23 protein-coding genes and 2 pseudogenes are annotated in these 20,566 nt (G+C 53.9%); 24 read left to right on the top strand and 1 reads right to left on the bottom strand.

What is annotated here, in order from left to right; all coding sequences use genetic code 11:
• The first annotated feature begins 37 nt into the window (after positions 1-37).
• The 14 genes from rimM to ENN66_09970 all read left to right on the top strand — a co-directional run bounded on the left by rimM (position 38) and on the right by ENN66_09970 (position 11,709).
• Positions 38-601, top strand: coding sequence for a 16S rRNA processing protein RimM (gene rimM / locus ENN66_10035; GenBank protein HDS16919.1), 564 nt, complete (start codon positions 38-40; stop codon positions 599-601).
• A complete protein-coding gene (gene trmD / locus ENN66_10030; GenBank protein ID HDS16918.1) occupies positions 591-1,337 on the top strand; it encodes a tRNA (guanosine(37)-N1)-methyltransferase TrmD in 747 nt (248 codons plus the stop codon). Before rimM ends, trmD begins: the two co-directional genes overlap by 11 nt.
• Positions 1,338-1,590: 253 nt before the next feature.
• Positions 1,591-1,932, top strand: a complete 342-nt coding sequence (locus ENN66_10025; GenBank protein HDS16917.1) for a 50S ribosomal protein L19 — start codon at positions 1,591-1,593, stop codon at positions 1,930-1,932.
• Between the two features lie 189 nt (positions 1,933-2,121).
• Positions 2,122-2,700, top strand: a complete 579-nt coding sequence (locus tag ENN66_10020; protein HDS16916.1) for a ribonuclease HII — start codon at positions 2,122-2,124, stop codon at positions 2,698-2,700.
• On the top strand, positions 2,697-3,071 hold the full coding sequence (locus ENN66_10015; GenBank protein ID HDS16915.1) for a YraN family protein: 375 nt from the start codon (positions 2,697-2,699) through the stop codon (positions 3,069-3,071). Before ENN66_10020 ends, ENN66_10015 begins: the two co-directional genes overlap by 4 nt.
• Before the next feature lie 423 nt (positions 3,072-3,494).
• Complete coding sequence (locus ENN66_10010) at positions 3,495-3,785, top strand: hypothetical protein (protein HDS16914.1); 291 nt, start codon at positions 3,495-3,497, stop codon at positions 3,783-3,785.
• Complete coding sequence (locus ENN66_10005) at positions 3,782-4,387, top strand: HD domain-containing protein (GenBank protein HDS16913.1); 606 nt, start codon at positions 3,782-3,784, stop codon at positions 4,385-4,387. Before ENN66_10010 ends, ENN66_10005 begins: the two co-directional genes overlap by 4 nt.
• The gene (locus ENN66_10000) at positions 4,384-5,499 is read left to right on the top strand and encodes a branched-chain amino acid ABC transporter substrate-binding protein (GenBank protein ID HDS16912.1); all 1,116 of its coding nucleotides are present in this window, start codon (positions 4,384-4,386) and stop codon (positions 5,497-5,499) included. The genes ENN66_10005 and ENN66_10000 overlap by 4 nt, the downstream gene beginning before the upstream one ends.
• Positions 5,500-5,505: 6 nt before the next feature.
• Positions 5,506-6,432 (top strand): branched-chain amino acid ABC transporter permease, encoded by a 927-nt coding sequence (locus ENN66_09995; GenBank protein ID HDS16911.1) that lies wholly within the window; start codon positions 5,506-5,508, stop codon positions 6,430-6,432.
• An 80-nt stretch (positions 6,433-6,512) separates the two neighbouring features.
• Positions 6,513-7,469 carry a branched-chain amino acid ABC transporter permease gene (locus ENN66_09990; protein HDS16910.1) on the top strand — a complete coding sequence of 319 codons (957 nt, stop codon included), beginning with the start codon at positions 6,513-6,515 and terminating at the stop codon, positions 7,467-7,469.
• Positions 7,466-8,683, top strand: coding sequence for an ABC transporter ATP-binding protein (locus ENN66_09985; GenBank protein HDS16909.1), 1,218 nt, complete (start codon positions 7,466-7,468; stop codon positions 8,681-8,683). The genes ENN66_09990 and ENN66_09985 overlap by 4 nt, the downstream gene beginning before the upstream one ends.
• Positions 8,670-9,374, top strand: a complete 705-nt coding sequence (locus tag ENN66_09980) for an ABC transporter ATP-binding protein (protein ID HDS16908.1) — start codon at positions 8,670-8,672, stop codon at positions 9,372-9,374. The genes ENN66_09985 and ENN66_09980 overlap by 14 nt, the downstream gene beginning before the upstream one ends.
• Positions 9,371-10,852, top strand: coding sequence for a leucyl aminopeptidase (locus ENN66_09975; GenBank protein ID HDS16907.1), 1,482 nt, complete (start codon positions 9,371-9,373; stop codon positions 10,850-10,852). Before ENN66_09980 ends, ENN66_09975 begins: the two co-directional genes overlap by 4 nt.
• On the top strand, positions 10,849-11,709 hold the full coding sequence (locus ENN66_09970) for a glycosyltransferase (protein ID HDS16906.1): 861 nt from the start codon (positions 10,849-10,851) through the stop codon (positions 11,707-11,709). Before ENN66_09975 ends, ENN66_09970 begins: the two co-directional genes overlap by 4 nt.
• Before the next feature lie 9 nt (positions 11,710-11,718).
• On the opposite strand, the gene xth is transcribed toward ENN66_09970, so the two are convergent.
• Positions 11,719-12,528, bottom strand: a complete 810-nt coding sequence (gene xth, locus ENN66_09965) for an exodeoxyribonuclease III (GenBank protein ID HDS16905.1) — start codon at positions 12,526-12,528, stop codon at positions 11,719-11,721.
• Between the two features lie 531 nt (positions 12,529-13,059).
• Here xth and ENN66_09960 point away from each other — a divergent pair.
• The 10 genes and pseudogenes from ENN66_09960 (at position 13,060) to ENN66_09915 (ending at position 20,145) form a co-directional block, all read left to right on the top strand.
• Positions 13,060-14,217 (top strand): annotated as a pseudogene (locus ENN66_09960) (hypothetical protein).
• A gap of 75 nt (positions 14,218-14,292) precedes the next feature.
• Positions 14,293-14,568, top strand: coding sequence for an amphi-Trp domain-containing protein (locus ENN66_09955; GenBank protein HDS16904.1), 276 nt, complete (start codon positions 14,293-14,295; stop codon positions 14,566-14,568).
• Positions 14,569-14,584: 16 nt separating this feature from the next.
• A complete protein-coding gene (locus ENN66_09950; GenBank protein ID HDS16903.1) occupies positions 14,585-15,079 on the top strand; it encodes a PhoU domain-containing protein in 495 nt (164 codons plus the stop codon).
• Positions 15,080-15,094: 15 nt separating this feature from the next.
• Positions 15,095-15,892 (top strand): hypothetical protein, encoded by a 798-nt coding sequence (locus tag ENN66_09945; protein ID HDS16902.1) that lies wholly within the window; start codon positions 15,095-15,097, stop codon positions 15,890-15,892.
• Positions 15,893-15,940: 48 nt separating this feature from the next.
• Positions 15,941-16,276 carry a hypothetical protein gene (locus tag ENN66_09940; protein ID HDS16901.1) on the top strand — a complete coding sequence of 112 codons (336 nt, stop codon included), beginning with the start codon at positions 15,941-15,943 and terminating at the stop codon, positions 16,274-16,276.
• 55 nt (positions 16,277-16,331) lie between these two features.
• Complete coding sequence (locus ENN66_09935; protein HDS16900.1) at positions 16,332-17,213, top strand: GAK system ATP-grasp enzyme; 882 nt, start codon at positions 16,332-16,334, stop codon at positions 17,211-17,213.
• On the top strand, positions 17,210-18,274 hold the full coding sequence (locus tag ENN66_09930; protein HDS16899.1) for an HprK-related kinase B: 1,065 nt from the start codon (positions 17,210-17,212) through the stop codon (positions 18,272-18,274). Before ENN66_09935 ends, ENN66_09930 begins: the two co-directional genes overlap by 4 nt.
• Before the next feature lie 84 nt (positions 18,275-18,358).
• Complete coding sequence (locus ENN66_09925; GenBank protein ID HDS16898.1) at positions 18,359-18,538, top strand: amphi-Trp domain-containing protein; 180 nt, start codon at positions 18,359-18,361, stop codon at positions 18,536-18,538.
• Between the two features lie 9 nt (positions 18,539-18,547).
• Positions 18,548-19,764, top strand: a pseudogene (locus tag ENN66_09920) (GAK system CofD-like protein).
• Positions 19,765-19,815: 51 nt separating this feature from the next.
• Entirely contained in the window at positions 19,816-20,145 is a 330-nt protein-coding gene (locus ENN66_09915; GenBank protein HDS16897.1) for an amphi-Trp domain-containing protein, read from the top strand.
• Positions 20,146-20,566 lie beyond the last annotated feature (421 nt).

The raw sequence follows: 20,566 nt of genomic DNA, 5'->3' as shown, positions 1-20,566 counted from the left end.
GGGTGAACTTGACGGAAACGCAAAAAGCGGTGGTTTTATGAACGATCCCTGGGTGGTTTTGGGAGAAATCGTCAAAACGCATGGGCTGCGCGGTGAAGTAAAGGTTCGTTCCGAGATCGAAAACCCGGAAAATTTTCTTCTGGCGGGTCTTTTTTTGCGCTCTCCGGAAGGTTCCCTGAATGAAATTCAGGTGCTTACCTGGCGTTTTCAGAAAAATGCTTATTTGTTGAAAATTGCCGGACTGGAGTCGGTTGGGCAGGCCCAGAAACTGATAGGCTCGGAACTTGTTTGTCGAGGTAGCCGTTTGCCGCCTCCGGCGGAGGATGAGTTTTATCATTTTCAACTTATCGGGCTGGACGTACTCGATAGTCAAGATCAACCCCTGGGGCGCCTGGCAGAGATCATGCAGACCGGGGCTCATGATGTTTACGTGGTAAAAAGCGCGAACAACGGGGCCGTGAACAGTTCTGACGAGTTACTGTTGCCAGGGGTTTCCGACTATATCCTTGCCATTGATTTTGAGCGAGGTTGTATCGTGGTCGATCCCAGCGGTGGCAAAGGTAAGCCGGTCGAGTCGGAGATCACGGCCGATGATTGTTGATGTGGTCACGATTTTCCCCGGGATGTTCACCTCTCCCTTTGCCGAGAGTATTATGTTCCGGGCCCGGAATCAGGGCTTGTTTGAACTAAATGTCCACGATCTGAGGGATTATTGTCATGATCGTCATCGGGTCGTTGATGATTATCCTTACGGGGGAGGCGCCGGTATGGTGATGCGCCCCGAACCGGTTGTGGCGGCTCTTCAGGCGCTTAAAAGGATTGACTTGGCGGCAGAGGTTTTGTTGCCTTCCCCGTCAGGAGAGCCTTTCAGCCAGGCCCTGGCCCAGGAACTCAGCGCCATGGACCAGATCGTTATTTTTTGTCCTCATTACGAAGGTGTGGATGAACGGGTGACGACATGGGTGGATCGCGAGATCAGTCTGGGTGATTACATCTTGACCGGGGGCGAGTTGCCGGCCATGGTTATGATTGATGCGGTGGTCAGATTATTGCCCGGAGTTCTGGGGTCGGCCGCCTCTCTTAAGGAGGAAAGCTTTTCGCCTTTGCTTGAGTATCCCCATTATACTCGACCGGCGGAATTTGCCGGGCTGCGAGTGCCGGAAATTCTGCTTTCCGGACATCATGCCCGGATTCAGGAATGGCGACGCCGGCAGGCGCTGCGCCGTACCTTTGAACGTCGCCCAGAGCTTCTGGCCGAAGCGGAATTAACTTCGGCTGAAGTCAGGCTTATTGAGCGGTGGCGTCTGGAGGAACACAGCGGCAGAAACGTTGTTTGATTTTCGGGCTCATGTTTGCGGATATGGGTTCGGCGGTCGGGGGCCGCAATTTGAAAAATCCGCCTTGTTCGTGTGGCGCCCTGCCGGGCGGCGGGATTGCAGGTTCATAGAGCACTGGATTCTATAAGACGGCATGGTTTTTATTCCAGTTCACTGTGGGAATTTTTGACCAAGGCTATCGCTCTCGGAAGTGCCTTCATTGCGAGGCCTCGGGGCGCGTTTTTTACAAAGCCATCAATTTTGGAGAACGATGATGAATGCAATAGCTCAGATTGAACAGCGTGGTATGAGAATGGACATTCCTCCCTTTAAAGCTGGAGACACTTTGAAGGTGCATGTCAAGATTCGTGAAGGGGAAAAACAGCGGATTCAGATTTTTCAGGGTTTTGTTCTGCGCCGTCAGGGCGAAAGCAGCCGCGAAACCTTTACGGTGCGTAAGGTTTCCGGTGGTATCGGGGTGGAGAGAACCTTCCCGATTCATTCCCCGATGGTCGATAAAATCGAGCTTGTCAATCAGGGACGGGTAAGAAGGGCGAAACTCTATTTTATGCGTAACCTGCGCGGTAAGGCAGCGCGGATCAAGACTATCAACTGATATTCAGTTGGTGTTTGCGGAAAATTGTCGCTGCTTCTTTGCCTGAGCGATTTTCCCGGAAGTCTTCAAGCCCGGCCGGCAGCTGCTTTGAACCGCGGGTTATGGCTGTTCTGAGCTGCGCTGCGTGCAGAACTTAAACCGAAGCGGAAACCGGGAGAAAATTCTTTGCTGCGTTCGCTTAATCTTCTAATGACTCGTTTGGGGCGGCCGCAACTGGCCGGGGTCGATGAAGCCGGGCGCGGCTGCCTGGCTGGACCGGTGGTTGCCGCCGCCGTCATTCTGCCGGCGGGTTTTGCCGTGGCAGGGGTTAACGATTCAAAGAAATTGACTCCTGCTTCTCGGGAACGACTGTTTCGGCAGATGGTGGCGGCTGGGGTCGCTATCGGACTGGGGGTGGTTTCCGCTCGGGAGATAGATCGAATCAATATCCTCCAGGCTTCCCTGAAAGCGATGGTTCTGGCTCTGACCTCGCTTCGCCAGGTTCCGGATCTGGTGGTCGTTGACGGGCCTCAGTCTTTGCCTCTTTACCTTCCTCAATATCCCTTGGTGCGGGGGGATTCTCTTTGTCTGCCGGTAGCGGCGGCCTCAATTGTCGCCAAAGTCATACGTGATCGTCAGATGCAGTATTATGATTGCCGATTTCCTGAATATGGTTTTGCTTCTCATAAAGGTTACGGCACCCGCCGGCACCGGGCGGCGCTGACCCGGATCGGACCCTGCTGGCTGCATCGTCAAAGTTTCAGAGCCAAAGCGGAAGTTTGTGGATGACGGCGAAGGACAGGGGTGGTTCTTTAGGGCGCCGGGGTGAGGCTCTGGCGGCCGCTTTTCTACAGAAGCGCGGCCTGACGATCGTCGAACGAGGATTTCGTTGTCGTTTCGGGGAAATCGATCTGATTGTCCGTAACCAGGAACTTTTAATCTTTTGTGAGGTTAAAACCAGACGTCAGGGTGGCTGGACGAATGCACTGGAAGCCGTTTCCGTCGCCAAGCGGAGACGTTTGATTAAAACTGCGGGCTGGTATCTGAATCAAAACCCTTGGGACGGTGATTTACGTTTTGATGTGATCGCGATTACTGTGGCCCGGGAATCGGATAAATTTGAGTTGGAATGGGTCGAGAACGCTTTTCCCTGGGATTGAAATGAAACCGTTCTGAGCTGCTTTACCTGCAAGCACTTGGGGGGGGGGAGAGAACTTTCAGTAAAGTCCTCCCCAGCCGCGAGGCGTTCGAAACCTGGACCGGCGGCATATCCAGAGGTACAACACCGTGACCAAAGTTAAAGGTGAACGCAGTCGGTTGGTTGCTTACGCAGCCAGCAGGTTTGATAGATAACTTTAGAACCTTACGGGTTATTTTCTTGTTTTTTTTCAACAATTTTTTCAACCACAAAAACAAGAAAATGTTAAGTGCTTCACGGGTTATCCCCGAAGGGGATGTCCCGATGAAGAAACTTATCCAGCTCTGCTGGGTCTGACAAGAGTACTTATTTGCGGGCCGTGAAGGCCCTTTGGGTTGCGGGACTTGTTCCCGCATTGGTCAGAGTGATGCCGAGGGATCAGGAAATGCGAGAAAAACTAAAGGCCGCTGATTTAGCGGAAGATACGGCCGAGATCGAACGTTTCAACGACCCGGCCTGGATACAAAAGACCCTGGGGGAGCTGGACGATAATCTGGAATCGGTAACCGCGGAGTTAAAAAAGTCTTATGTCGAGATGGCGGCCGGGGCGGCCCGGATTGAGGATGAGCTCAAAGCGGCGTTTGAAGCCGGGGATGAAATGGCCTACCAGGCCGCCCGGATCAAGAAAAATATGATTCTTGAGCGGTTACGGGAACTGGAGGCTTTGCAGCTGTGAAGCCTCTGGCCGAATTCCTCTTTACGGCGGCGATGCTGCGGCGGACTCCGCGCAGCGGCCTGCAGTTTCTCGGCAGCGGTCGGGAGAGTGTGGCCGAGCATGTTTTCCAGACGATGATAGTCGGTTTTGTTCTGGCCAAGATGGAAGCGGAAAGGGGCGTGGCAATTGATGAAAAAAAGGTCTTGCAACTTTGTCTGCTGCACGACCTGATTGAGTCTCGCACGGGCGATCTTAATTATGTGAATAAGAAATATGTGCGGGTCGAGGCCACTGGTGCCCTGAGCGACATGTGTCGGCCGCTCTTTTTTGGAGGGGAAATTGAGGTTCTGGTCAAAGAGTTTGACGAGCGCCAAAGTCCCGAGGCCCGGCTGTCCGCGGATGCCGACCAGCTGGCCCTGATGGTGCTTCTCAAGGAGGAACTGGATCTCGGGAATGCTTACGCAAGGGAATGGCTGAGTGTGGCCCGGCAACGGCTGTTGACCGATTCCGGTCGTTCCCTGGCCAAGGCCCTGTATGAGGGTGACTGGGCCGCCTGGTGGTTCAGTAAAGGCAGTAATGAATGGTGGATTAACGGCAAACATAAAAACGGAGGCGGGGAATGAAGAAAAAGCTCATGGTGCTTGGGCTGGTTTTCTTTCTGGCGGTGCCAGGGGGGGCGGAAATCATCAAAATTCCAGTGGCTTCCCCTTTTACCGGGCCGCTGGCATCTTTTGGTGAAGGCGTGAAAAACGGAGCCCTGCTCAAGGCGGAAGAAATCAATGCGGGGGGGGGAATCAATGGGCAAAAGGTAGAGATCGAGCTGGCCGATGAACTTTGCGACCCCAAGGAAGCCGCGGCCGTGGCCACTCGTTTCGCCAATGATCAGAAGAGCGCGATTATCATCGGTCATCTTTGTAGTTCGGCGACCCTGGCGGCGTTGCCGATTTATCTGGAAGCCAAACTGCCGGCGATTACTCCGGCCTCGACCAATCCGGTGATCGGAAAATCCAGCCCTTACTATTTTCGCAACGTTTACAGGGATGATTTTCAGGGGGATTTTCTCGCCCGTTATGCCAGTCAGGTCATGAATTTTAAACGGGTCGCCATTTTTTATGAGGTAAATGATTATGCTATGGGGCTTAAAGACGCTTTTTTTGCCCAAGCCCGAAACAGTGGTCTCAAGGTCGTCGGAGCCGAAGCCTATCGGGCTGAAACCACGGATTTCAAAGCTCAGTTGGCAAAATTCAAACTGCTGCGGCCCGATGCGATCTTTATTCCCGGCTATGCGCCCCAGGCTACCCTGTTGATTTCCCAGGCTCGTAATCTGGGCCTGAAATGCGCTTTTTTTGGAGGCGATGGTCTGGATGATGAAATCATGCTGAAAAATCCCGAGGCTGAGGGTTTGTTTGTGACCACCCCCTTTCTGGCGGATCGCGGCGGAAGCATCGTTAAAGAATTTGTCGAGCGCTATCGTCATAAATTCTCAGTTGAACCGAACTGGTTTGCCGCCAATACCTATGACGCGGTCGGCTTGGCGGCGGCGGCCCTGGCGGTGGCCGGAAACGATCGGGAACAGGTGCGTGGTTATCTGGCCGCGATCAATTCTCCGGAGAAAGCCTACCCGGGGGTTACCGGGGCGACCTATTTCGATGAGAATGGCGATTGTCTGAAGGCCGCTTTTGTCAAAATCATCAGAAACGGTCAATGGGTCAGCGCGGAAGGACAGTTACAGTAGGCAAAAATGGAGGGTTTTTTTCTCGAACAGTCAGCCCTTTTTTTACAGCAGCTGGTAAATGGGGTAACCCTGGGCGGTATTTACGCTTTGATCGCGGTGGGTTACACTATGGTCTATGGGGTTATTCAGCTGATAAATTTCGCTCATGGCGAAATTTATATGTTCGGGGCCTTCCTGAGTTTTTCCCTGCTGACCGGTTTTTTCGGTCCGAGCCTGCCGTTTGCCGTTGCCGTGCCGCTCGCAGTGCTGATCTGCGCCGGAGCCGGAGTGCTGTTGGATGTTATCGCCTATCGCCCTTTGCGGCGTTCTCCCCGCCTGGCGGCTCTGATCACCGCCATCGGCATGTCGATTTTTCTGCAGAATCTGGCCCTGCTGATCTGGGGGGGGCAGATTAAAGCTTTCCCCCGCGGTGTTATTCCCGCGTTTTTGTTTGAGACGGCCCTGGAAATGGGCGAGGTCAGTGTCGGCTGGCTGCAGGTAATTGTTTTGCTGGTCGCCATGATTCTGATGTTGATTTTGCAGCTGGTGGTGCATTATACTCGAACGGGGCGGGCCATGCGGGCGATAGCCCAGGACCAGATCGCGGCCGCTTTGATGGGCGTCAATGTTGATCGGGTGGTTTCCTATACCTTCGCTCTGGGCTCGGCGCTGGGCGCGGTGGCCGGGATTCTGGTCGCCCTCTACTATAACGCGGTCTATCCGACCATGGGCTATTTTGCCGGGATCAAGGCTTTTGCCGCCGCAGTGCTGGGAGGTATCGGGAGTATTCCCGGAGCCATTCTCGGTGGTGCGATTCTCGGTCTGGCCGAAGTTTTTGGAGGCGGTTATATCTCTTCCGCCTATAGTGACGGCATTGCCTATGCGGTGATGATTCTGGTGATTCTGGTCAAGCCGAACGGTATCTTCGGCCGTCGCATTAAGGATAAGGCCTGATTTTCCCTGGCCCTTGCGTCCGATGGCGTGAGCGGTTTTTCCCTGAACGCGGTTCTAGAAAAAGTCCAAAATCCAGGCTTATGCATTTAGACGACTATCTCTTCAGCGATAAAAGATACTTTCCCCTCCTTCTGGCGCTGGTCCTGCTTCTGCCCTGGCTGCCGCTGGGCGAGGCCGGACCTTATGTGATTCGGGTTGCGACTCTGACCCTGGTCTACATGGTTCTCGCCCTGGGGCTTAATGTGGTTCCGGGATTTACCGGCCTGCTCGATCTGGGCTACGTCGGTTTTTTCGGACTCGGGGCTTATACTGCCGGGCTGCTGACGGTTCAGTATCAGTGGAGCCTGTGGCTGGTGTTGCCCCTGGCGGCCTTGCATGGGGCCCTGTGGGGCGTGCTGCGTGGAGCCCCGACCCTGCGTCTGGCGGATGATTATTTTGCCATCGTGACCTTCGGCTTTTCCGAGTTGATTATTCTGGTGATTCGCAATGAGCTCTGGCTGACCCGAGGCCCGATGGGGGTTCCCGGAATCGCCCGCCCCGATTGTTTTGGCTATCTGCTGGAGCAGCCTTGGCAGACCTATTATCTGATACTGTTCTTTTTGCTGGTGGTGCTCTGGGTGGTCGTGCGGATTCGCGGTTCTCGGCTGGGGCGGGCCTGGTTCGCCATCCGCGAGGATGAAACCGCGGCTGAGTGTGTCGGAATCAACGTCGCCATTTACAAGATCATTGCTTTTGCCCTGAGTGCTGCCATCGGAGCGCTGGCCGGGGCTTTCTATGCCCGCTGGTTCCGTTTTATTCATCCCGATATGTTTAAATTCTGGGAGTCGATTCTGATTCTCTGTCTGATTGTTTTTGGCGGCATGGGCAGCATTACCGGGGCTTTGCTCGGGGCTCTGGTACTGATTCCGCTGACCGAGATTCTGCGGATCGTTCTGCCGGCCGAAATGAGCCAGGCTCGCTATCTTTGTTTCGGTCTGATCATTGTGGTGATGATGCGCCGGCGCCCGGCCGGGCTGTTGCCCCTGGAAAAGGAATGAGTCCGGTGGCTGAGATAAAAACCGGCAAGGTACTGCTTCAGGCTCGCCGGGTGGTGAAACGGTTTGGCGGCCTGACGGCGGTCAAGGAGGTTTCCCTGGAGGTCCGGGCCGGGGAAATCGTGGGTTTGATCGGTCCCAACGGCGCCGGGAAAACCACTTTTTTTAATTGTCTGAACGCGGTCACCAGGGTCAGCTCGGGGGAGATCATCTTCGCCGGTCAGAGTCTGGTCAGTCAGGTGACTCCGGAGACATTGCGCCTGGTGATCTGGGCCGGCCGGTTGTTCGGACTGCTTTCGCTGCTCTGGTTGCCGCTGGTCTTGGGGGTTGTCTGGCCGGAAACCTTTTTTCGCCTGGAAGCTGTGTTGGCCCTCACCTTGCTGACGGGGTTCCGCATTTATCTGTTGCGACCGCTAGGGGCCTTGCGGCCCTGGAGTCGCCTGCTGCTCAATCTTTTTGTGATGAGCGACCTCCTGTGTGCACTCGTCTGGCTGAAACGGAGCGAGAGCTTTTCGGAAGTCGTTTTTTTCGGTCTCTTTCGCTTCTATCCGCTGCTGGTTCCGGGAGCGCTGCTGCTGTTTCTGGGAGCGGCGCTGCTGTTCCTTGTGAGTAATCTGCCGCGGGTGCGTGAGGCCTTCGGGCAACACCTGCGAGCGGATGTCATCGCCCGTCTCGGAATGGGCCGGACCTTTCAGAATATTCGTCTTTTTTCCTCACTCTCAGCCTTGGATAATGTCAAACTTGGGCGTCACGGCCGAACCCGGGCCAATTTTTTCGGTATTGTCCTGGCCTTGCCAGGGGCTCGTCGCGAGGAGCTCGACTCCGCCGCCAAGGCGGAAGATTGTCTGCGTTTCGTCGGTCTCGGTAAACAGTCGCAGACCCGCGCCGGGTCTCTGGCTTACGGTGATCAGCGCCGGCTTGAAATTGCCAGGGCCCTGGCGAGCGAGCCGCGCCTGTTGCTTCTGGATGAACCGGCGGCCGGCATGAATCCGACCGAATCCGCCGCGCTGATCGCTGTGGTGCGGCGGATCAGTCAGGCCGGAATCGCGGTTCTGATTATCGAGCACGATATGAAGGTGATCATGAACCTTGCCAGCCGAATCTATGTCCTCGATCATGGTGAACTCATTGCCTCGGGTAGCCCGACGGAAATCCGCAACCATGAGAAGGTCATCGCAGCTTATCTGGGAGCCCGGCATGCCGTTGCTGAAGCTTGACCATATCCATTATTATTATGGTAATATTCACGCCCTGAAGGGGGTTGATCTAGAGATTTACGCCGGAGAAATCAGAACCCTGATCGGGGCCAACGGCGCCGGTAAATCAACCACGCTGATGGTGATCAGCGGCATTCTCAACCCCCGGAGCGGTGAAATCCTTTATCACGGCACTCCTCTGACCGGGCGACGCCCGGACGAGATCGTCAAGGCCGGTCTTTGTCAGGTGCCGGAAGGACGGCGGATTTTCCCGGGATTGACGATTCAGGAAAATCTGGAAATGGGGGCCTACTGCCGGCGGGTGAAACGTGCGGTGGCGGCGGATCTGGAGATGGTCTACGATCTGTTTCCGGTACTCGGTGAGCGCCGGCGTCAGCTCGGCGGCACTTTGTCCGGCGGGGAACAGCAGATGCTGGCTATCGGTCGGGCCTTGATGTCACAGCCGCAGCTGTTGCTGCTGGACGAGCCCTCGCTGGGGTTGGCGCCGTTGATGGTGGAAAAGATTTTCGCGATTATTGAAAAAATAGCCGGTGAGGGGATTACCATCCTCCTGGTTGAACAGAACGCGCACGCCGCTCTGCGCCTGGCAGATTACGGCTATGTCATGGAGACCGGCCGGATTGTCCTGGCCGCTCCGGCCGCCGAGCTATTGCGCGATGAGAGGGTTAAGGGAGCCTATTTAGGAGCATGAGCATGGAAAAGAATATTATCTGGAAGGTTGTGAACCATTATCCGGCACCGGAATCCGGAATGCGGGTATTTCTTTTTGATGAAGAACGGTCTTTTTTTGCTTCATCTTCGGAACTGGAACAAAAAGCCGCGGTTTACCGGGAACGGGGGCTTGAGAAGTCGTTGTTTCTGGGCTCTCCGGAGCTGGAGCGGGCCGATTACCTGCTGCCTCTGGCCCAGTTCAAGTACCTCAATGCTTGGGAAGCGGTCAAATGCGCCGCCCAGCAGGCTTTCAATGAGGCAGCGGCGCTTAAGATTTCGCCGCTGGTTCTGGTTTTGGATGGGCCCGATGCGCCGGGTTTTCATAAAAAAGCCTTGGAAGGGATTGTGCTCGGAGCTTATAATTACACGCAGTTTAAATCCGCCGCCCGGGAAGCTGACAAGTTGGTTCCGGAAGTGGTTTTTGTCGTCGGCGGTCTTGACCGGGAGCAGATTCAGGCTGAATTGCAAAGACTGGAAACGGTTTGCCTGGCGGTTAACCGGGTGCGCGATCTAGTCAACCATCCGCCGTCGATACTGGGCCCCGAGGAACTTGCCGACGAGGCGGTTAAAAGCGCCGGCCGCCATGGTTTGAAAATCGAGCTTTGGGACGAGAACCGGTTGGCGCGGGAAGGCTATAACGGCCTCCTGGCCGTGGGCCGGGGCAGCTGCCGGCCGCCGCGCATGGTAGCTCTGACTTATGAGCCGCCGCTGGAGCAGGAAGGGAAGCCGGCCCATGTGGTTTTGGTGGGTAAGGGCATTACTTTTGATTCCGGCGGACTTTCCCTGAAGCCCGGTCCTTCGATGGTGGATATGAAATCGGATATGGCCGGAGCGGCCGCGGTTCTCGGAGCCATGGAAATCATCGCCCAGCTCGGAGCCCGGGTCAAGGTGACCGGAATCCTGGCCCTGGCCGAAAATATGCCGAGTGGCCGAGCTCAGGCTCCCGGTGATGTGATAGTCATGAAAAACGGTAAATCGGTGGAAGTTAAAAATACCGACGCCGAAGGCCGTTTGATTCTGATTGATGCCCTGCAGCTGGGCGCCGCGCTCGAACCCGACTATATGGTCGACGCCGCCACCCTGACCGGGGCCTGTCGGGTGGCGCTGGGCGTGCAGGTGGCGGCGGTGCTTGGTCGTGATGCCGAGCTGATTCGCCGGTTGCGGGCGGCAGGCGAGGAAAGCGGTGAAATTCTTTGGGAACTGCCTCTGGAAAGGGCCTATCTGGAGGATCTGAAATCTGATTTTGCCGAGATCTCTAATATCGGTAACAGCGCTTACGGAGGGACGATTACGGCCGCTCTCTTTTTGGGTGAATTTGTTCCCGAAACTATCGCCTGGGCCCATCTCGATATTGCCGGGCCCGCCTATCCGGGGAAAAAATGGAAATACTTCGCTCCCGGCGCGACCGGTTTCGGGGCCCGGATCATGGCCGGTCTGGTGAAAAATCTGCGGCCATGAGGGGGCGGCGAGCGCCTCTGGTCAGCGTCGTGATTCCGACCTTTAACCGGGCGCAGCCGCTGCTCAGAGCGGTGGCCTCGGTGTTGGATCAGTCTTATTCCCGTTTGCAGATCATTGTCGTCGACGACGCTTCGACCGATGCCAGCGCGGCCCTGTTGGTAAAACATTTCGGGAACCGCATCGAGCTCTTGCGGCTGCCCCGCAATCGCGGGGTCAGCTATGCCCGTAATCGGGGCATCGCCTTCAGCCGGGGCGATTTTATCGCCCTGCTGGATTCCGATGATCTTTGGAGTCCGGAAAAGATTGCGCGCCAACTTGCCTTCATGCGCGAAGATCCGGAGCTGCTGCTTTCTCAGACGGATGAAATCTGGATTCGGGACGGGCGCCAGGTCAATCCCCGTTTTCGGCACCGCAAGCCTTCCGGATACATCTTCGCCGAATGTCTGCCGCTCTGTGTGGTCAGTCCCTCGGCGGTGATGATGCGCCGCCGTTTTTTTGCCCGGGTCGGTCTTTTTGATGAAAATCTGCCGGCCTGTGAGGATTATGATCTCTGGCTGCGGACCGCCAGTCGCTATCCCGTGCCGCTGCTGGCCGAAAAACTGGTGGTCAAGCACGGTGGGCACGCCGATCAGCTCTCGCGCACGGTTCCCGCGCTTGACCGCTACCGGATTCAGGCGCTGCTTAAAGTCCTTCACAGCGGCACGCTGACGAAGGCCCAGCGGGAGATGGCGCTGGCGGTTTTACAGGAAAAGAGCGCCGTCTATCTTGCCGGTTGTCGCAAGCGCGGCCGGCAAGCTGAAATCTACCAGCTGCAACAAGCTCTGCGAGACGTGGCTGAACCGGCGTCGAAAGCTTGATCGCCGGATTCATTCAATGCTGGTTTCCATGATAACCGGGCAGTGATCGCTGCCGTTTTGCCCGCCGAGGTAGTCGATCGCAGTGACGTTCGGAAAAAGGCTCTGGTCGACAAAGAAATAGTCAATCCGCCAGCCGACGTTGCGTTGCCGGGCCCCGGCGCGAAAACTCCACCATGAATAAACCTCCCGTTTGTCGGGAAAGGTCCGGCGCCAGACATCGACCCAGCCGGCGGCCACCCAGGCGGAGAGCCGGCGTCGTTCTTCCGGGTGAAAACCGATTTCACCGTCGTTTTCCTTGGGTCGGGCGATGTCGATTGCTTCATGACAGCAGTTGACGTCGCCGGCGAAGATCACCTTCTCTCCTTGCCGTCGCAATTCATTGATGTAGTCGAGAAAATTTTCATAGAAAGCGAGTTTGCCCTGCCAGGCGGCCTCCGACTTGCCGCCGTTGGGAAAATAGACTCCCAGAAGGTGCAGACCCGGCAGTTTGAGTTGGGCGATGCGGCCTTCATCGTCGTTGTAGCCCGGCATGCCGGTCAGAAAGGTACATTCGGGGCAGACCGTCCTTTTCGCCCAGATCGCGGTGCCCGCGTAGCCGGGTCTGACGGCGGCGTGATAAAACTGATGATAAAGCGGGCTTGCGGTAAGTTCCGGGGGTAATTGGTGGGCCCCGGCCTTGGTTTCCTGCAGTAGCAGAATATCGGGATCATGTTGCCGCAGGAAATTGTCGAGTTCTCCCTTTTTGGCAATCGCGCGCAGGCCGTTGACATTCCAGGATGCCAGTTTGATTTTTTTCGCCATCAATTTTCCTCTTATCATTTCCCCCTCGTTTATTCAGCCAGGTGCGGCCGGGGCCGGCCACGAAAGGCGAATCTAACGGTTTTCCCCAGAAGATATTTCCCCTCTCAGAAAGAAAATTTTCAGGTAACTATTCATTTTCGGGAGCTCGCAGGGGCTTTTCTTTGACTCCCGAGGTTCGCATTCTGCTTTCCCAGCGTTTATGATGTCCAGCTATCGCACTCAGGCGGCCGCAAGGTTATGGGGCTTCTCTCGCCGGGGGGGGGAAACGACGAAATCTCTCGTCATGTCGCGGAAGGCCACTGAAGCTCATCGAGGTTGCAGCTTAGCAGAATAGTTACATTTTTGGGAAAGAAAATTCGCTGAGACGGCTTTATATATCACTATGAAAGGTAAAAAAAAGCGGGGCCCCGGGTTGGGGACGGCAGTTTATCTTTATGCGACGTTAATAATATTTTTTTATAAGGTTAAGGTACCGCTGGTCAAAGATGGAATTTGGTGGTCGAAAACCGATGCTTGACGACCACCACAGGAATGAAACGGAAAAAAGCTATGGCCACCATAGAAAGGATAGCCGCCGGATTGGTCGCGGCCCCGTTGCCGGGACTGTCACCCGAGATTTCCGCGCCGGATGAACAACGTTTTTTCAAGGTGATTTCAAGTGAGTTGACTGCGGAGGAGGAGCTTCGGATAGTAACCCCGGATAAGATATTTAAACGTCAGGAGGAGGTCCTGGCGGTGCACTGGCATCCGGAATTTATTCCCTTGGAGCTGATAGCCCGTCGTCTGGAGTTCCTGTTTCCCGATCGTAAACAGGAACTGATCATTCCGACCCAGCATAATATTCTGATGGAATTTAACGGTTATTCAGGGGTCGAGGTTGATTGTTATTCCAGCGGTTTTAACCGTAAGGTTCAGCTGTTGGTTCATTTTCAGTCAGCCCGGGTCGAAGAGGCCGGGGTGTTTAAAAATATCTTTGAGCACACCTTCAAATATCGTTCATCTCAATTCTTCAGTTTTCTCCAGGCCCTGACCCGGTCCCGGGCGGACTGGCTTGAGGAAGCCGCGCGCGCAACCTGAACCGGGTCGGAACTGGTTGCCTATATCGCCGCGCACGCGTGCAAACTCGAAAAACTGTTTGATCAATATTGCGACATGATTCCTCCGGCCAGCATCAAAAACAAGCTGCTGCGGAATTATTTTGACGAGCTCTGCGCTGAGCTGGATGTCTCCCTGGTGCTGCGTATTCAGATCTTTCTGCGGGCCCTGAAAGAGATTGTCAAAAGTCACTTTTCGCTGAAATTCTTTTACCGGACTTCGGAGATTATCGAAGAGGCTCGGGCTTTGGGGGCGGGGATTGTCATTCCTCATCCGGAACAGTTCTGGCCGATTCTGCTGGCGGATTACGATGTCGATGGTTATGAGATCTGGAACCCGCAGTCCCGGGAGTACACTGAATTTTTAATTTCAGTTCTGGAAAGAAAAAATCAGGGGCGCAAACCGGGCCGCAGGCTGCTGGCTTTTATGGGAGACGATACTCATTTCGGGGAGAAACTCAAGAGCCCGGAAGCCGGTTCCAGGGAAAAAGCCGAACGTGAAATCGGGGTGTAGCCGGCCTGGGATGATCTGGCGATTAGCAAGGAACTGATTAAAACCGGGATGAGTAGACGGCAGGTGATCGAAGAGTACGCAAGCCGTTTGAACGGCTAAGTTTCAGGGTTTTCGCCTCATCTGTGTTGCGAAGGCTTAACCTTGAGGGAAAACGGATGGCACTGGGAAAAAGGGATGGAAAGCAATGGATGGAAAAAATTCTCTCATGTTTCACTGCAGGACACAAATTCGATCAAACTGTATCTTGAATCTCTGATTGAGGCCCTGGACAAGAAAAAGATAACCCTGTTGTCGGGCGATGAGAAGATTGTGATGGCGATGGGTGAGTTATGCCGCATCTCGTTTCAGGCCAAGAAAAAGGGTCTGGAAAATAAGTTGACCATCAAATTAAGCTGGACCGATGCCGGCGGCCCGGCGGAACTTTCCCGGGAAGAAATTGAGATCTTCTGAGTCCTGAGGCGGAAATATGAGCAGTTCCGGTAGAAATAAGAACCAGTCCAGTCTACGGGTTCTGGATGATAACTTCAGGCTGCTTTTAAGTGAAGGCGTCAACCAGCTGGCCCGGACTTTTGCTTACATTGAATCCTTTTCCGAGGCGCTGCACGGGAAAATAATCGAGCGGGACGACTATATCGATAATCTCAAGTTGACCATTGAAAATCAGTGTTTTACCACGCTGAGCCAGCTTGGATCTGAGGAAAAAGAGAAAATCGCACATCTGCGTGCGCGGCAGATAATCTGTGTGAATCTGGAAAGAATCGCTGATTGCTGCATTAATATATCCAAACAGGTGGATTTCCTTAGTAATCGGGAGTTCTGGTGGAGTTTCTCCCCTCAGCCGATGTCTTTATTTATTGAGAAAAGCCTGAATCTCGTGGATCAGGCCCTGACTGAAAACGATATCGCAAAAGCCATGCTGATCTGTCGGTCCGAGTGTGAGCTTGATGAGCTGTTTACGTAAAATTTCAGTAAAATCATGGCTTTCCTGCGGGACGGCAAAGAGGTAGATACCTGTGTGACCACTCTTTTTATCTTCAGGTATCTGGAACGTATGGGCGATGCCCTGCTCAATATCGGTGAAGCTATTCTGCTGGCGATACTGGGAGAAAAGATTAAAATTCGCCAGTTCGAAGCCCTGCAGCAGACCTTATGTCATGCTGAAATCAGTATCGCCCCCGAAAAGCTGGAAGTCAATTCCTTCTGGGGCAACCGCTCGGGTTGTAATATCAGCCGGGTCGGGAGTGGGATCCAGCCTGGTGGGGTGGGTGAAAAGCGGCAGGAAGGTCTTTTTAAATCCGGCAGCCGGAGTAAAATTGTTCAGGAAAGAGATAATATTGAAAAATGGACCATGATCATGCCCGGTCTGGTGCCCCGGATTTACAGTTTTCATGAAGATGGCAATTGCAGTTCAATACTGGTCGAGTTCATTGCCGGGCAGACCCTGGAGTCCATTATCATCACCCGGCCGCTGTCGCTAATCGTCAAGGCTCTGCAAAAACTTGAAACCACCTTGCGCGGGGTCTGGGAAAAATCCCTGATTACGGTTCCGGCAGGGATTGATTATATGGGGCAGCTGCTTAAGCGCAGTGAAGACATTATGGCCGTGCATCCCGATATCTTTCGCGATCAGCAGGTGGTAAGCGGTCTTGAAGTGCCTTCAGCGTTAATTCTGGTCGAGAACTGTCGCGCCTGGGAGAAAACTCTGGCGGCACCGTTCACGGTTTTCGGTCACGGGGACCTCAATATAAATAACATTCTTTATGATGAGGTTTAGCAAAGTATCCATTTTATTGATCTCTATCGTTCCGGGCCGGCTGATTACGTGGCTGATATCGTCGTTATCATGATCTCAAATTTTCGTTTACCGGTGTTTGAAAAGGGGTTGCGCGACAGACTCAACCAGATAATGGCCGAGATTTATCGGTTTGCCGGTGAATTTGCCGTCGCTCAGGAGGATCATACCTTTGACCTGCGCCTGGGACTGGCGCTGGTAAGATCGTTTTATACCTCGACCAGGTTTGAACAGAATCATAAGTTTGCCCAGGAAATGGCGTTACGCGCATTGTTTTTGCTGGAAAAGATTGATGCCTGGAGAAAGTCAAAAGCCTCTCCGGAAACCTTTGTGCTGCCGAAAGATATATTTTATTACAGCGTTTGATGGTCCTCTTGGTTTTTTGACCGCTGGTAAATGATTTGAAACGGAGTCAACTTTTATGAAAATTGCCGTGGTTGGTACGGCCGGCGGCTGGTCCTCGGAGCTTTTGGCTAAAACCGTCGCGCACCGGACCGGTTTTCATCTGCTGGTGGAAATGGATAAGGTCAGGCTGGATCTGCCCTCCGGTCGTCTTTTGTTTGAAGGTCATGATCTGCGGCGATTCGATGCCCTGATTATCAAGAAGATTGGTCAGCGTTATTCTCCCGATCTCCTGGATCGTCTCGAAATTCTGCGTCTGTTACCTCGGTATGGAGTGTTGCTTTGTTCCGACCCTTTAAAAATTCTTGGGGTTCTTGATCGGCTTAGTTGCACGGTTACCCTGCAGCAGGCCGAAGTGCCGATGCCGGCGACCTCTGTAACGGAAGATCTCGATCAGGCTTTGCAGATTATCAAGGAGTATGGCGAGGTCGTGCTTAAACCTCTCTATTCAACCAAGGCCCGGGGCATGACCGTGCTGCAGGATGGCAGCTCGGGGCTGCTTGAAAAACTGCAGGCTTACAAAAAGGTCAACCGTATTCTTTATATTCAGAAAAAGGTGGATCTGGGGACTTACGATCTCGGCCTGGTTTTTCTGGGTGGAGAATATCTGACCACCTACGCCCGCTGCCGGCAGGCCGCATCCTGGAATACGACGATCGCCTCGGGCGGCAGATATGCGGCCATTGATCCTGATCCGGCGATTATCGAGCTGGCCCGGCGGGCCCAGGCCCCTTTCGGACTTGATTTTACCTGCGTTGATGTGGCGGAAACGGCGGCTGGACCGATAGTTTTCGAAGTTTCCGCTTTTGGTGGTTTTCGCGGCCTGCAGGAAGCTCGAGGCTTGGATGTCGCCTCGCTTTATACCGACTATGTGATTCGTAGACTGGAGGAACATCGATGATTTATGCAGCTCGAAACCTGCGCTCTTTAACTGATGATTTGTGTCGGGGGACGCACTTTGACCACCAGTTTTATCTGCAGTTCGAGAACTACAGGGTGCTGCTTGTCAGTAATGCCGCGAAGCTGGTTGAAAATCTGAGGCATTATTTTGAAACCTTCGTGGTTTCCGCGGGCGAGGTGCAGCTGACGGTTACGGCTCTGGAGATGGATCCTCCAGAAATTGACGCTCATTTTGAAATGAAAATGCCGGATTTCGGAAAAGATAAGATCAAGGAAGAGTTCCTTGATCTCGATGATGGGCGCATCGTGCGCAAAAGATTGACCGGCATGGTCTTTATTTTTGCATCCGACGTCAATTTGGTGGCCGGTTCCTGTTGCGCCAATGCCAATCAGGTGGTTAATTTTATTAATAATCGTTTTATCGCCTATAAGCTTGATCAGGGTTGTCTGCTCGGTCACGCCGCCGCCGTTGCCAAGGGTGGCCGGGGCCTGGCCCTGGCCGGGTTTTCCGGCATGGGGAAATCAACCCTGGCGTTGCACCTGATGAGCCGGGGAACTGATTTTATCAGCAATGACCGACTGTTAATTGAAGGCGAAGCCGGCAAACCGCAGTTTATGTATGGCATCGCGAAGCTGCCGCGGATCAATCCGGGGACGGCCCTGGGTAATCCCGATCTGGCGATGGTGATGCCGCTGGCCGATCGGGAACGCTTTGGTCTGCTGGAAACCGATGCCCTCTGGCAGGTTGAGCATAAATACGATGTTTACATCGATCAATGCTTTGGTCGGGATCGTTTTCAAAGTAAAGCCACGCTCGAAGCCCTGGTTATTCTGAACTGGGAGCGCCAGGGTGGCGGTCTGGTTGTCGTGGCTGCGGATGAAAGCCGCCGCCGCGCCCTGCTGCCGGCGTTTATGAAGGCCGCCGGTCTTTTTTATCTTGGTACGGCGGCGGTTGCGCTGGAGAAATATCTGCGGCGGCTTTCCGTCTGTCCGATGTATGAACTTCGAGGCGGCGTGGATTTTGTCGGGGCGACGGAATTCTGCCTGCGCTTACTGGTTTAGGAGAAACTGCGATGTCGGGAAAAAAGATCAGCTATGAGATTCGGGGTAAGCCGGCAACGGTTATCGCTTATCTTACCTCCCTGATTGAAGGCTTTGAGAAAAAGGCGACTCATCCTCACCTCGGCCGAGGAGGAGATTCTCCTTTATCCGAGTGACGAAATTGATTTTAAAGTCAAGGCCCGGGTTCGTAAAGGTGAAGGGCGGATTGAATTTAAAATGTCCTGGAATCAGGACGCGGTGAATTGCCAAAATCAGGATAGGTAACTGAGCCCAATGTCTGCGGATTTAGTTTTTACCCGGCGGGTTGCCGTTCGGCGAGAGGTGAAATTGCCGGATCCGGAGTGCCTTGAACTTCTGCGTACGGCTCCGGCTCTGGGACCCAGACTGCTTTTTTTCAGCGGCGGCAGCGCGTTGAAAAAACTCAGTCAGAAACTTGTCAAGTACACCTGTAACTCGATTCACCTGATTACCCCGTTTGATTCCGGGGGCAGCTCCGCCGGGTTACGCGAGGCTTTCCGCATGCCGGCGATAGGTGATATTCGCAACCGTTTGATGGCTTTGGCCGATCAGAGTATTTGCGGCAATCCCGAAATCTATCGGTTGTTTGCCTATCGCCTGCCGTCAACGGCGAGTCCCAGGCAACTGGCCGGTGAACTGAAAGCAATGGTTGGTGGTTGTCATGAGTTGATCCTGGCAATTTCCTCACCCATGCGCAAGATTATTCGCCATCATCTTCAACTTTTCGATGAGCTAAAACCTGCGGATTTCAATCTGGCCGGCGCCAATATCGGAAACCTCATTCTGACGGCCGGCTATCTTGAAAACCGGCGTCACCTTGATCCGATAATTTACATCTATTCAAAGCTGGCCGAAGTTCGAGGCGTGGTCCGGCCGGTGGTCAGCAGTAATTGTCATCTGGCGGCCGCATTGTCGGACGGCCGCATTCTTGTCGGGCAGCATCGGTTTACCGCCGGGGCGTATCCCTGTCCCGGCAGCCGCATAGAAAAGGTTTTTCTGGTGGGGGGCTTGCTCACGTAGAAGATGTGACGGCGACGGTTGCGGTACGCTCTAAAATTTGTGAGTTGATCGCCGGCGCCTCTTTAATCTGCTATCCGATGGACAGTTTTTTTTCAAGCCTGATTGCCAGTCTGCTGCCGGCTGGGCTGGGCCGGGCCATAGCCCGTAATCCGGCGCCCAAGGTTTATATCCCCAGTACCGGATATGACCCGGAAACCCTGGGTCTGGAGCTCAGGGATCAGGTGGATAAACTGCTTTTTTATCTGAAAAAGGATGATCCAGAGCTTCAAGACGGTGACTTGTTGAACTTTATCCTGCTGGATAAGCACTCTTGTAACTATTGCGGCAAGCTCGATGAGGCCGAGTTTGCCCGCCGCGGCATTATCGTAATCAGGGGTGAACTTATAAGCCCGGATAGCGATTCGTTGCTCGATGCCGAATGTCTGGCAGGCATTTTGTTGTCCCTGGCGTGAGCCATGGGTATTGAAGCTTGATGCAGGTAAATCATTAAAGGAGAATTGATCATGGAAAAAAAGAAACTCAGTTTGAAAAAGTTCATGGCCCCGGCCGAAGCCGCGGCTAAACTTGAAGATCTGGCCGCCGCTTTTCGCTCCGGGATGGTCAGAATTGAAAAGGATGATCAGGTTCTGAGTCTGCAGCTGTCCGATCCGGTTGAGATCGAAATCAGTGCCCGGGAGAAAAAGGATAAGGCCGTTTTTCTCTTGAACTGTCATGGTTTTGTGGAAGCCTGGAACAGGATATTGATATTTCTGTCGGAGCGCGCGAGTTGCTTTCGGCCGACGAAGAAATCCCGGAAAATCCAGCTGAGGGCGATGATGCCGGCGAATGCCTGACGGTAACCTGCGCTGGCGAAAAAGAAGAACTTTCCGACAGTTCCTGCGGCGAGGAGTTTGAAAAACATTAATCCGGGGCAGCGTAGATTTCTTTAACAAATCCTTTTTCAGTTTTTACATTATGTTGATGTTGCTGTGACATTAAGTCCGGGCTTGAATGAAGGTGGTGTCAGATTCAGGGTGAGTTTGGCATCAACGAACAACAGCTGTGTAAAAGCTAAGGAGGAGAAGAAAAAATGGATTTTAAGAAAATCTGCAAAGGTCTGGGCCTGGTACTGTTCACCGGCTTGCTGGGGCCTGTAAAGCATTTTGTGTAAACGGTCCGGGTTTGAGTTGTCAGTAAACCGGTAACCGGCCTTCAAATAGGATTGAGAATTGGTTCAGGGCCGCCCCCCAGTCCCTGACCTTGACCCGTACAGCG

This window comes from Pseudomonadota bacterium, assembly GCA_011049115.1.
In the GTDB taxonomy this organism is placed as follows: Bacteria; Desulfobacterota; Anaeroferrophillalia; order Anaeroferrophillales; family Tharpellaceae; genus DSCM01.
Note: the sequence above shows the minus strand (reverse complement) of the source record. Positions and strands in the feature narration are given on the sequence as shown.